Consider the following 12,265-nt stretch of genomic DNA (forward strand, 5'->3'; position numbering starts at 1 on the left):
GTGACCGCGGGCGTATCGGAAGCTGCTTTCTTTGCTTACTTTCTTTGCAGCAGCAAAGAAAGTGAGTGCCGCCCCGCACAGGGGCAACGCTAATAGACCGACGCGAAAACGGGATCCGGCGAAACCCCGACCCGACACAATCACGGGATCCAGCGAAGAAACAAAATCAACCAAGAACCACACTCACAGCGTGAATCAAAATCCCGACGGCGCCTCCCACAAGCGTCCCATTCACGCGAATGAACTGCAAATCCCGCCCAATATTAAGCTCAACATCCCTGACGAGCGTCGCATCGTCCCACTGCTTGACGGTGGCGGCAATATGCTTCGCGATCCCATCGCGCAACTCCGGCGCAAGCGCCTTCAAAGCATCGCGCATATGCTCGTTAATCGACTCGCGTAATGCCGGATCGCTGCCGAGCGCCTCGGCAAAACCGCCCGCCATCGCGACGACCTTCGCATGCAGCGCCGAATCCGGCCGCTTGATATCCGCATCGAGCCACGCGATGAACTCGTCCCACAGCCCGTTCACGTATGTCCGCAACTCGGGCCGCTCCAGCCACTCACGCTTGTGCTCGTCGATGCGCGCCTTGAACGCCGGATCCGTCTTCAACCGCTCGACAAACCGCTCCACGGCCGCATCGAAAGCCTTGCGACGCTCGTGCTCGGGATCGCTGCTTACATCGTGCAGCCATTGATTCGCGCCGCGCACGAGACCGGCCGCAAACTTGTTGCCAAGGTCTTCAGCATTCAGTCCGACGAATCCCAGCATACCGACGAGCTTCGGATACTCCTCGCCCGCCACCGCGACGATGCGCGTCGCGAGCATCTCCTGCACTTCGGGCTTGTCGAGCCACCCGGCCAGTTGCTTCAGGCCCTCATCGAGCAGCAACTGATGACGCCGGTCCGATATCAGCGTCGACAGCACGCTTCCCGTCGCGCTCGCCAGATCGAACGACTCCGCGCGACGGCGCAGCGTCTCGTAGAGCATCGACTTCACGCGCTCGTCATCGACGAAAGACAGCAGTTGCCCGACCGCGCCAACGGCCTTCCTGCCGAGCAACTCGGCATTGGCAGGCTCGGCCAGCCACATCGACAGACGGCTCGCCGGATCGAACGCATTCACGCGCGCGACGAGCGCATCGGTGCCGAGAAAACGGTCGCGAACGAACACGGCCAGGTTGTCCGCGACGCGCGCCTTGTTCGCGGGCAGGATCGCGGTGTGCGGAATCGGCACGCCAAGCGGATGCCGAAACAGCGCGACCACCGCGAACCAGTCGGCGAGCGCGCCGACCATCGCGGCTTCCGCGAACGACGACACCCACGCCCACGCGCCCGCATCGTGCTGGCTTTTCGCGAGCGCGAACAAGGCGCCGGCCGCGACGAGCAGCCCGGCGGCGAACCATTTCATTCTTCTCAGCGCGACGGCTTTGTCCTGCGTTTCCATCTATGTCGGTTTCATGGTTTTGATGAGGCCGAAAGCTTACCAGCAGCGCGTTGCAAATCCCGAAGGACTTCGACGGCGCGTTCGCCCTCTTCGACCGGAACGAAGATGTGATCGTGATACGCCGCCGCAATCACATTGCAACTGATGTTCGCCTCGCCGAGCGCACGCGCGAACGCCGCCGTCAAGCCGACCGCGTTCAGATCCGAATGAACGGTCAGCGTGATCCAGGCCGCGCGAAAGAGCGGCGCGACGCCGGCCGCCTGCGCCGCGCTTTCTTCCATCACGACCGTCAATCCCTCGCGCTCGCGGAACGTCGCGACGATGCCCGCGCCGCTCGCCACCGCATCGTGCAGCAGCGACGTAAACACGTACACGCCCGGCTGCAATTCGGGCTCCATCGACGCGATCAGCGTATCGAGATCACGCAGCATCTTCGGTCTCCCCCGTCCGCGCCAAAACCGGCCGCAGCGCAGCGCCGGTATGACTGCGCGGATGCGTCGCGAGCGTGTCCGGGTCCGCCGCCGCGACGATCGTGCCGCCATTCACGCCGCCTTCCGGGCCGAGATCGAGCACCCAGTCGGCTTCGGCGATCACATCGAGATCGTGTTCGATGACGATCACGCTATGCCCGCCATCCACCAGACGATGCAGCACGCGTATCAGCTTCGCGACGTCCGCCATGTGCAGGCCGACGGTCGGCTCATCGAGCACATAAAGCGTGTGCGGCGGCTTCTGGCCGCGCCGCGTGACGTCGTCGCGCACTTTCGACAGTTCGGTGACGAGCTTGATGCGCTGCGCCTCGCCGCCCGACAGCGTCGGCGACGGCTGGCCGAGCGTCAGATAGCCGAGGCCGACATCGCGCAGCAATTGCAGCGGATGCGCGATGCTCTGCATCGACGCGAAGAACTCGACGGCTTCGTCGATCTCCATCGTCAGCACTTCGCCGATGTTCTTGCCGCGCCATGTCACCGCGAGCGTTTCCGGATTGAAGCGCTGGCCGTGGCACACGTCGCACGGCACTTTGACATCGGGCAGGAAGCTCATCGCGATGGTCCGCACGCCCTGGCCTTCGCATGCCGGGCAACGGCCATCGCCCGTGTTGAACGAGAAACGCGACGGCGTGTAGCCGCGCGCGCGGGCTTCGAGCGTATCGGCGAAGAGCTTGCGGATCGTGTCCCACATGCCGATGTAGGTGGCCGGGCATGAACGCGGCGTCTTGCCGATCGGCGTCTGATCGACTTCGAGCACGCGATCGATAGCCTCGAAACCGGTTACGCCCGCGCAGCCCTGCCACGCATGCGCGACATCGAACGTCGGACGCGGCGCTTCGCGCGCGAGCACGCTGGCGCGCGACCCGGCAGCGGGCTTGTCCGCTTGCGCGGCCTTGCGCGCGCGCCGCACCGCAGGCGACGACAACACCGAACGGCCGACGGCATCGAGCAGGTTCGTCATCAGCACGTCGCGCGCGAGCGTCGATTTGCCCGAACCCGACACGCCCGTAATCGCGACGAGCCGATTCAGCGGCATCGTCGCCGTCACGTTGCGCAAGTTGTGCAGCGTCGCACCTTCGACCGTCAGCCATTGCTCCGGCACGGCGGCGCGCTTCGCGGTCGCCGCGCGCACTTCGCGGCGCGGCTGCAACGGATGCACGATCGGATTCGCGAGGAACTGGCCCGTGAGCGACGCCTTGTGCGCCGCGAGATCCGTCACGTTGCCCTGCGCGACGACCGTACCGCCGCGCTTGCCCGCGCCCGGCCCGATATCGATGATGTGATCCGCGCGGCGAATCGTGTCTTCGTCATGCTCGACGACGACGAGCGTATTGCCCTTGTCGTTCAGCTTCTTGAGCGCGGAGAGCAGGATCAGGTTGTCGCGCGGATGCAAACCGATGGTCGGTTCATCGAGCACGTAACACACGCCTTGCAGATTACTGCCGAGTTGCGCCGCGAGACGGATGCGCTGCGCTTCGCCGCCGGAAAGCGTCGGTGCGGCGCGATCGAGGCTCAAATAGCCGAGCCCGACTTCTTCGAGGAATTGCAAGCGCCCTTCGATTTCACTGACCACGTCACGCGCGATATCCGCATCGCGGCCCTTGAGCTTGAGCGATGCAATCCACTCGCGCGTATCGCTGACGGTCCATCGTCCGACTTCCGTGATCGGATAATTGCCGAACGTGACGGCGCGCGCAACATCGTTCAGACGCGTGCCTTCGCATTCCGGGCAGGGCTGATCCACGATATCGTCCGGTTCCTGATCGACCGAGCCGATGCTCTGCTCGCGTCCGCGATCGTCCTGCGCGAAGAGCGTGTCGTCGAACGCGGCGCGCTGTTCGCGCGTGAGCTTCACGCCCGTCCCGACGCATGTGTTGCACCAGCCGTGTTTGCTGTTGTACGAGAACATGCGCGGATCGAGCTCCGGATAACTCGTGCCGCAAACCGGGCACGCGCGCTTCGTCGAGAACACGCGCGTTTCTTCCTTGCCGCGACGCGCGCCGTCGTGCCACGACCCATGCAATTCATCGAGCGGCGCGCAAAGATGCATGACGCCCTTGCCGATTTCGAGCGTGTCGTCGAGCAAACGCCGCAGTTCCGCTTCGTTGTCCGCCGACACGACGAGATCCGCAACCGGCAATTCGATCGTATGTTCACGGAAGCGATCGAGCTTCGGCCACGGACTCACGGGCAGAAATTCGCCATCCACACGCAGATGCGTATTGCCGCGCGCCTTCGCCCATTTCGCGAGATCGGTATAGACGCCCTTGCGATTGACGACGAGCGGCGCGAGCAGTCCGACATGCTGCCCCTTGAAATCGCGCATGATCTGCGCGGCGATCGATTCGGAACTTTGCGACTGGACCGGCGTGCCATCGTGAATGCAATGCTGAATGCCGAGCTTCACGTACAGCAAGCGCAGGAAGTGCCAGACTTCGGATGTCGTCGCGACCGTCGATTTGCGTCCGCCGCGCGACAGGCGCTGTTCGATCGCGACGGTCGGCGGAATGCCATAGACGGCATCGACTTCCGGACGGCCCGCCGGCTGCACGATGGAGCGCGCATATGCGTTCAGCGATTCGAGGTAACGGCGCTGACCTTCGTGGAAAAGGATATCGAACGCGAGCGTCGACTTGCCCGAACCGGACACGCCCGTCACGACGTTGAACTTGTTATGCGGAATATCGACATCGAGCGACTTCAGATTGTGCTCGCGCGCGTTGACGATCCGCACCACGTTCTCGCCCTGCAACGCACGTCGCGCGCTCGCGACTTCCGCCGCGAGTTGCAGCGGCACGCCCGCGCGCTTTTGAGCCGCGCCGGGCGCCATCGCTTCTTCGTATTCGACCAGCGCGCGGCCCGTATGCGATTGTTCGCATGCCGAAACATCGTCCGGCGTGCCGACGCATACGAGCTGCCCGCCGCCATCGCCGCCTTCCGGACCGAGATCGATGATCCAGTCGGCCGCGCGAATCACATCGAGATTGTGTTCGATGACGATCAGCGAATGACCGCGTTCGAGCAGGCGCCGCAGTGCCTGCATCAGCTTCGCGATGTCGTCGAAATGCAGGCCCGTCGTCGGCTCGTCGAACATGAAGAGACGGCTTTCGCTCTTGCTGGTCTGCGACGTTTCCGCGAGAAAGCCCGCGAGCTTCAGACGCTGCGCCTCGCCGCCCGAAAGCGTCGGCACGGGCTGGCCGAGCTTCACGTATTCGAGACCGACATCGACGATCGGCTGCAGCACGCGCAGCACTTCCTTGTCGCCGGCGAACAGCGCGACGGCTTCGCTCACCGTCAGTTCGAGCACATCGGCGACGCTCAACTGACGATCGCCGCGCTCGATCTTCACTTCGAGGATTTCCGCGCGATAACGGCGTCCGTCGCAATCGGGGCAACGCAAGTAGACATCGCTCAGGAACTGCATCTCGACGTGCTCGAAGCCCGAGCCGCCGCACGTCGGGCAGCGTCCATCGCCCGAGTTGAAGCTGAACATGCTCGCGCTATAGCCGCGCTGCAACGCGAGCGGCGCCTTCGCATAGAGCTTGCGAATTTCGTCGAACGCGCCGACATAGCTCGCCGGATTCGAGCGCGCCGTGCGGCCGATCGGCGACTGATCGACGAACACGACGTCGCTCAAATGCTCCGCGCCCTTCAGGTCGCGATACGCGCCGGGCGCTTCCGTCGCCTTGCCGAAGTGACGCATCAGCGCGGGCGCGAGCACGTCCTGGATCAGCGTCGATTTGCCCGAGCCCGATACGCCCGTCACGCACACGAGACGTTGCAGCGGAATGTCGACCGTGACGTCGCGCAGGTTGTGATCGCTCGCGCCTTCGAGCGTGAGGCGCGGCGTGTTCGCATCGACGACGCGGCGATTCCAGTTCGACGCATGCGCGACATGCTTGCGGCCGCCGAGATACGCGCCGGTGAGTGTGTCGGTGACTTGAATGTCGTCGGGTGCGCCGTCATAGACGATCTGCCCGCCGCGCTCGCCCGGACCCGGTCCCATGTCGATGAGACGATCGGCCGCGAGCATCACCGACGGATCGTGCTCGACGACGACGAGCGTATTGCCCGCGTCGCGCAGACGATGCATCGCTTCGACGATGCGGTTCAGATCGCGCGGATGCAAACCGATGCTCGGTTCATCGAGCACGAACAGCGTGTTCACGAGCGACGTGCCGAGCGCGGTCGTCAGATTGATGCGCTGCACTTCGCCGCCGGACAGCGTGCGCGACTGGCGATCGAGCGTCAGATAACCGAGACCGACATCGCAGAGATATTTCAGGCGCGTGCGGACCTCGGCGTGCAAGAGCTTGAGCGCTTCGTCGAGCAAGGTCGATGGCAGCGTCAGCGAATCGAAGAAGCGGCGGATGCGCTCGATCGGCATCAGCATCAGATCGTGCACTGTGAGGCCCGGCAGCGCTTCGAGTTGCGCGCGCGTCCAGTCGACGCCTTCCGGCATGAAGCGATCTTGCGGCGCAAGCACTGCGTCGGCCTGTTCCTTCGTGCCGAGACGCCACAGCAGCGATTCGGTTTTCAGACGCGCGCCGGCGCACACCGGACACGTCGTATAGCTGCGATATTTCGACAGCAGCACGCGGATGTGCATCTTGTACGCCTTCGACTCCAGATAATCGAAGAAACGCTGCACGCCGTACCACTGGTTCTGCCACTTGCCCGTCCAGTCCGGCGAGCCCTTGATGACCCAGTCGCGCTCCTGCTGCGTGAGATCCTTCCACGGCACGCCGAGGCGAATGCCCGCCTTCGCGCCGTAGCGCACGAGATCGTCCTGGTTCTCTTTCCACGCGGGCGTCTGCAATGTCTTGATCGCGCCTTCGCGCAGCGTCTTCTTTTCATCGGGGATGACGAGACCGTAATCGACGCCGATCACGCGTCCGAAGCCGCGGCACGTCTCGCAAGCGCCATACGCGGAATTGAACGAGAACAGCGCCGGCTGCGGATCGGCGTAGCGCAGATCGCTTTCCGGGCTGTGCAGGCCGGTGGAAAAACGCCAGATCTCCGGCTCGCCTTCGTCTTTCAGCACATAGACGTCGACGCGGCCCGTGCCGCGCAGCAACGCGCTTTCGATCGCCTCCAGCGCACGCGAACGCTCGATGTTCTGCAAGCGAAAACGATCCGCGACGACATCGAGCATCTGCCGTTTGCCGCTTGCGGTTTCGACGTGGCGTTTCGCCTGCACGCGCGTATAGCCGCTCGCGGAGAGCCACTGCTCGACCTCCTCGTCGCTCGCGGTGTCGGGCAATTCGACCGGAAACGTGATCGCGAGACGCGGATCATCGGCCCGCGTGCGTTCGAGCAGTTCGGCGTAGATCGTCTCGGGCGTGTCGTGACGCACGCGATGCGACGTCTTCTTGTCGAAAAGTTCGGCGGCGCGCGCGTAGAAGAGCTTCAGATGATCGTTCAGTTCGGTCATCGTGCCGACGGTCGAACGCGAACTGCGCACCGGATTCGTCTGGTCGATGGCGATCGCGGGCGGCACGCCGTCCACGCGATCGACCTGCGGACGGTCCATCCGGTCGAGAAACTGGCGCGCGTACGCGCTGAAGGTTTCGACGTAGCGCCGCTGGCCTTCCGCGTAGAGCGTGTCGAACACGAGGCTCGACTTGCCGGAACCGGACGGGCCGGTCACGACCGTCATCTGGCCGGTGTGCAGGTCGAGATCGAGATTCTTGAGGTTGTGCTGACGTGCGCCGCGAATGCGGATTGCGTTATTCGATGCCAATTTTTCAACCGGTTCAATGAGTTAGGCGGCATCCTCGAAGTGTTCGACGAGGTCGCACGAGTGTTCGGAAGTGCGTGGCCGCCATAGCGATCAGTACTGTACACGCATACAGTGTTTGCCGCCAAACGTGTCGGAAGTGTCCGGTGACACTGCGCAAGGCGCTCGCCTGCTCGGCGATCACTTCAGATGTTCGATGACCGCATCCGCGACGGCATCCGGCGCCTCGCGCAGCGGAAAATGCCCGGCGCCATCGATAACGACGCGCCGATAGCCCGCCGTGAAGTAGCGCGCTTGGCCTTCCGAGCTCGCCGGTTCGTCGCAGGCGTCCGCGCCGCCTTGAATCATCAAGGCCGGTACGCCGATGCGATCGATCGTCGCAAGCCGCGCGTACAGATCGGCGAGCGCCGGATCGGACGGCTGATCGCTCCGCCAGCGCCGGCGATACGCGTTCAGCGTGATCGGCACCCAGTCGGGATTGTCGAATGCGCGCGCCGTCGCCGCGAATTCGGCTTCGTCGAACCAGCCGGGCGGCGACCATGTGTCCCACTGGATGCGCGCGAAGCCTTTGGGATCGGCGGCGACGGCGTCCGGGCCGCCGTCGAGCGACATGAACCATTGGTACCAGAAGCGCCGCGCCTGCGAGAAGTCGGGCAATTCGAAGACGCCGCGCGGCTGATACGCCAGCGCGAGCGCGGCCATGCGGCGCACGCGCTCGGGAAACAGCGTGGCGATCGTGTAGGCGGCGCGCGCGCCCCAGTCGTGGCCGACGACATCGAACGTGGCGATGCCGAGCGCATCGGCGAGATCGACGGCGTCTCGCGCGAGCGCGACGCCCGAGCCGTCGCGCACGGCGTCGTCGCGCAGGAAACGCGTGCCGCCCGCCCCGCGCAACTCCGGCACGACGGTTCGATAGCCGGCGTCGTTGAGCCGCGCGGCCACGGCATTCCACGCGCGCGCCGCATCCGGCCATCCGTGGATCAGCAGCACGACGGGCGCGTCGGCGGGACCGGAATCGGCGTAAGAAATATCGAGCGTCAGCGTGCGCGCGTGGCGTGCGAAATCCAGCATGGCGAGACTCCTCGAAAGCGAGGAGTCATTCTAGCGAGCAGTGAAAACACGCGCTCGGCGCGCTCACGCCCCGATCAACACCCCGCTCCTGATCGCCTTCTCACCCGTTACGCGCCCCATCGGCGCGCCCGCGTACACGAAGCGGACCGCGCGTCGCATGTAGAACACGCCGTCGTTGGCCGTCGTGACGGTCGTCACCGAGTCGGTGACCGGATCGACGATATCGAACACCGGATCGCCCGCTTGCAGCCGCGCGCCCACTTTCGCGCGATACACGACGATTCCGCTCGCCGGCGCCGTCAGTTGCTGGCTGCCCGCGAGCGGCGTCGCGGCCTGCGCGAGCGGCGGCGCGTCCTTCGCCTCGCCTTCGATCACGCCGCGCGCGATCAGATAATCGACGATGGCCTCCGCATCATGCGACGCCGTGTCGTAATCGACATCGCGCTGGCCGCGATGCTCGATCGTCGCCGCAATGTTCGGCGCGCCGAGCGGCGTTGCATCGCCGAGGCGCTCGCGCAGCTCGTTCCACAAAAGCGCATGAACCTCGTCGAAAGATTGACCGCCCGAATCCGTCGCCAGCAGCACGCCGTTCGCGCCGAGATAGCGCGCGAGCGGCTCGATCGCGGGCCAGCTCGCGGGACTCGTGTAGATGTGCATCGTCGCTTCGAGCGAGCAATGCAGATCGAGCACGACATCCGCTTTCGACGCCAGCCCGAGCAGCGCAAGCCGCAGCGATTCGAACTCGTTCTTCGCGGTCATTTCGCCGAGCATCTCGACGAGCGCGCCGCGCAGCAGACGCGCGTTGTGCGCGGCATCGCCGGACGATAAGCGCGCGCCCACGCGTTCGATCAGCGCGGCAGCGGACGGCATCGGAAAATTGCGGTTGAAGTTGTGGCCGCTGTTCGCCTCGAAGCGCCCGAGGAATTGCCCGAGCACATGCTGCGACAAGCCGATGGGATTCGCCACCGGCACCAGCACGATTTCGCCGCCGATGCGCCCTTCGGCTTCGAGCGCGGCGAGACGCTGCTTCAAGGTCCACGCGGTGAGCATGGCGGGGGTTTCGTCGGCGTGCAGCGACGCTTGCAGATAAACGCTTTCGCCGTTCGCGGCATCGCCGAAATGAAAGCTGACGAGTTCGCGCGACGTGCCGAGCGTCGTCGACACGAGCGGATGACGTTGAGTGTGCATGTTCAGTCGCCGTAGACGTCGAAATCGAAATACTTGCGCGCGATTCTTTGATACGTGCCGTCCGCGCGCATGTCGCCCACGGCCTTGTCGACCTGGGCCTTCAGCGCCGCATCCTCGTGCCGCAGACCCATGCCGACGCCGTGATCGCCCATCGACAGCGGCTCGCCGACGAACGCGAAGCCCGCGCCGCGCGGCGTCTTCAGAAAGCCGTGCTCCGCTTCGACGGAACCGAGCAGCGCGGCATCGATGCGTCCCGCGGTCAGATCGTTGAGCACGCCGTCCATGCTCTGATACGCGACCACTTCGACGCCGCCCGGCTGCCAGTTCTTCATCGCGTAGGTTTCGAACTGGCTGCCGCTCTGCACGCCGATGCGCTTGCCGCGCAAGCCCTGCGCGCTCGCCGTGAGCGGCGCGCCCTGCTTCGCGATCAGCCGCGAGCGGAACTGGAAGAGCTTGGTGGAGAAAGCGATCTGCTTCATGCGCTTGTCGGTGATCGCCATCGACGACATGATCCCGTCGATCTTGCGGGCCTGCAGCGCGGGAATCATCCCCGAGAACTCGAGTTCGACCCACTGGCAGCGCATCGCGATGCGGCGGCAGATTTCATCGCCGAGATCCACGTCGAAGCCCGCGACGTGGCCATCGGGCGTCTTCACGTCCATCGGCGGATAACCGGGATCGATGCCGAGGCGCAAGGTGTCGGCGTCTTTAGCGTGAACCGGCGCGGCGGCGGCGAGCGCGGCGGCGAGAAAAAGCGTGCTGAGTCTGAGCATGAACGCGGTGCCTCCTGATTGTGGCCACCGATGGTACGGGCCCAAAACGCTCGCAAAAAGAGGCGTTTTGCTTATCATGTTCAGTTTTTGAGATCACCGACGGAGACGCCGAACGTGGATCTGACTCTCACGCAGTTGCGCATGTTCGTCGCCGTCGCCGATGCGGGCAGCGTGCGCGCCGCCGCGCGCCGGCTCGACGTTGCGCAAAGCGGCATCACGCAGCAGTTGCAGAAGCTCGAAGCGATCGCGGGCGGGCCGCTCTTCGAACGCGACGTGCGCGGCGCGCGGCTCACGCCGATCGGCGAGCGCTTGCGTGTACGCGCCGACTTGATTCTGGGGGAATGCCGCAAGACGGAAGACGAGATGCGCCAGTTGCGCGGCGAACTGACGGGTCGCGTCGCGCTCGGACTCGCGGCCGAAGCGACGATGCGGCTTTTTCCCGCGCTGCTGGCGAGCTATCGGGAGCGCTGTCCGCGCATCGATGTGCATCTGACGAGCGCGACGTCGCGGATGCTGACTTCGTGGGTCCGCGACGGCAGCCTCGATTTCGCGCTCGCGCTCATCGCACCGGGCGCGGACATCCACGACATGGAAACGACGCCGCTCTTCGATTCCGACGTCGCGGTGATCGCGCGGCGCGGTCATCCGCTCGCACGTTCGCGCGCACTGGCCGACTTGCAGAACGCCGAATGGGTCAGCACACGCCAGCGCGGCGGCGGCGCGCCGGCCAACAAGCTATCGGCGCTCTTCGAGCACGCGAAGCTCGCGCCGCCGCGCATCGCCGCGACGACCGAAGCGGTCTTCGACACGCTGCATTGCCTTGCGTCGAGCGATTATCTCGGGCTCGAACCCGCGAGCCTCGCCGGACATCCGTTCTTTCGCGAGCACGTCGAGATCGTGCCGATCGCCGAACGTGCCGGTAGAACGCCCGTCTGCCTGCTGCGCCGCGCGGGCGTGCCGCTCACGCCCGCCGCGCAGGAACTCGCGACGATGGCCGTGTCGTACGCCCGGATGCTGCCGACTCAACGCGATGCGTGACGCGCATGCGAGCCTTTGGACTTCGCGGCCGCGTTCCTGCGGCGCGTCGCCCAGCCCTTCTTCGCGGCTGCCGAGCGATCCGCCGCCGAGCGCCGGCTCGCGACTGCATGCGTCTGCCGCGACAGCGACTTGTGCGAAGCGGCCTTGGTGCTTTCGCGCTTGAGCACGCGCGTGGACGTTGCCGAGCGCTTCGCCTTCGACTCCGTGCTCGGGCTCTTCTTCGTCCGATGCGCGGCCTTGGTGTCCTGCGCGGCCTTCTTGCGTGTCGCCTCGGACGCCGTGCCCTTCTTCGGCGGCTTCATCTTCACGCCTGAGCGACGCGCCTCGGACAAACCGATGGCGATGGCCTGCTTCGCCGATTTCGCGCCGTGCTTGCCCTCGCGAACGTGATCGATCTGCTCCTTCACGAATGCGCCGGCTTGCGTGCTCGGGGACTTGCCTTCGCGTTTGGCTTTCGCCGCGCGCTCGAGAGTTTTCTTTTCGGGCATGTCGGACCTCCTTGGTGAAGTGGACTTGC

At 65.1% G+C, this 12,265-nt stretch carries 8 protein-coding genes; 1 reads left to right on the forward strand and 7 read right to left on the reverse strand.

Features of this window, described 5'->3' with window-relative positions:
- Nucleotides 1-166 precede the first annotated feature (166 nt).
- The 6 genes from QCE58_RS27755 to QCE58_RS27780 all read right to left on the reverse strand — a co-directional run bounded on the left by QCE58_RS27755 (nt 167) and on the right by QCE58_RS27780 (nt 10,710).
- Nucleotides 167-1,447, reverse strand: coding sequence for a DUF445 domain-containing protein (locus QCE58_RS27755; protein ID WP_250521765.1), 1,281 nt, complete (start codon nt 1,445-1,447; stop codon nt 167-169).
- Nucleotides 1,448-1,458: 11 nt separating this feature from the next.
- On the reverse strand, nt 1,459-1,878 hold the full coding sequence (locus QCE58_RS27760; protein ID WP_250521766.1) for an ACT domain-containing protein: 420 nt from the start codon (nt 1,876-1,878) through the stop codon (nt 1,459-1,461).
- Nucleotides 1,868-7,681, reverse strand: coding sequence for an excinuclease ABC subunit UvrA (uvrA, locus tag QCE58_RS27765; RefSeq protein ID WP_250521767.1), 5,814 nt, complete (start codon nt 7,679-7,681; stop codon nt 1,868-1,870). Before uvrA ends, QCE58_RS27760 begins: the two co-directional genes overlap by 11 nt.
- A gap of 177 nt (nt 7,682-7,858) precedes the next feature.
- Nucleotides 7,859-8,749: an alpha/beta fold hydrolase gene (locus tag QCE58_RS27770; RefSeq protein ID WP_008352942.1), complete on the reverse strand. Its 891-nt coding sequence runs from the start codon at nt 8,747-8,749 to the stop codon at nt 7,859-7,861.
- A gap of 63 nt (nt 8,750-8,812) precedes the next feature.
- Nucleotides 8,813-9,937 carry a succinylglutamate desuccinylase/aspartoacylase family protein gene (locus QCE58_RS27775; protein WP_250521768.1) on the reverse strand — a complete coding sequence of 375 codons (1,125 nt, stop codon included), beginning with the start codon at nt 9,935-9,937 and terminating at the stop codon, nt 8,813-8,815.
- A 2-nt stretch (nt 9,938-9,939) separates the two neighbouring features.
- A complete protein-coding gene (locus QCE58_RS27780) occupies nt 9,940-10,710 on the reverse strand; it encodes a transporter substrate-binding domain-containing protein (protein WP_250521769.1) in 771 nt (256 codons plus the stop codon).
- A gap of 114 nt (nt 10,711-10,824) precedes the next feature.
- On the opposite strand from QCE58_RS27780, the gene QCE58_RS27785 reads away from it, so the two are divergent.
- Entirely contained in the window at nt 10,825-11,748 is a 924-nt protein-coding gene (locus QCE58_RS27785) for a LysR family transcriptional regulator (protein ID WP_250458005.1), read from the forward strand.
- Here QCE58_RS27785 and QCE58_RS27790 read toward each other — a convergent pair.
- Nucleotides 11,733-12,236, reverse strand: a complete 504-nt coding sequence (locus tag QCE58_RS27790; protein WP_250521770.1) for a DUF6496 domain-containing protein — start codon at nt 12,234-12,236, stop codon at nt 11,733-11,735. The two genes, QCE58_RS27785 and QCE58_RS27790, sit on opposite strands and share 16 nt — an antisense overlap.
- Nucleotides 12,237-12,265 lie beyond the last annotated feature (29 nt).

The sequence above is a fragment of the Caballeronia sp. LZ028 genome (genome assembly GCF_031451415.1).
Lineage (GTDB): Bacteria > Pseudomonadota > Gammaproteobacteria > Burkholderiales > Burkholderiaceae > Caballeronia > Caballeronia zhejiangensis.

What these genes read in the sequence shown, in the direction of transcription:
- QCE58_RS27780 (WP_250521769.1), bottom strand. Translation starts at nt 10,710, where the DNA reads ATGCTCAGACTCAGCACGCTTTTTCTCGCCGCCGCGCTCGCCGCCGCC.
- QCE58_RS27775 (WP_250521768.1), bottom strand. Translation starts at nt 9,937, where the DNA reads ATGCACACTCAACGTCATCCGCTCGTGTCGACGACGCTCGGCACGTCG.
- QCE58_RS27760 (WP_250521766.1), bottom strand. Translation starts at nt 1,878, where the DNA reads ATGCTGCGTGATCTCGATACGCTGATCGCGTCGATGGAGCCCGAATTG.
- QCE58_RS27770 (WP_008352942.1), bottom strand. Translation starts at nt 8,749, where the DNA reads ATGCTGGATTTCGCACGCCACGCGCGCACGCTGACGCTCGATATTTCT.
- QCE58_RS27790 (WP_250521770.1), bottom strand. Translation starts at nt 12,236, where the DNA reads ATGCCCGAAAAGAAAACTCTCGAGCGCGCGGCGAAAGCCAAACGCGAA.
- QCE58_RS27755 (WP_250521765.1), bottom strand. Translation starts at nt 1,447, where the DNA reads ATGGAAACGCAGGACAAAGCCGTCGCGCTGAGAAGAATGAAATGGTTC.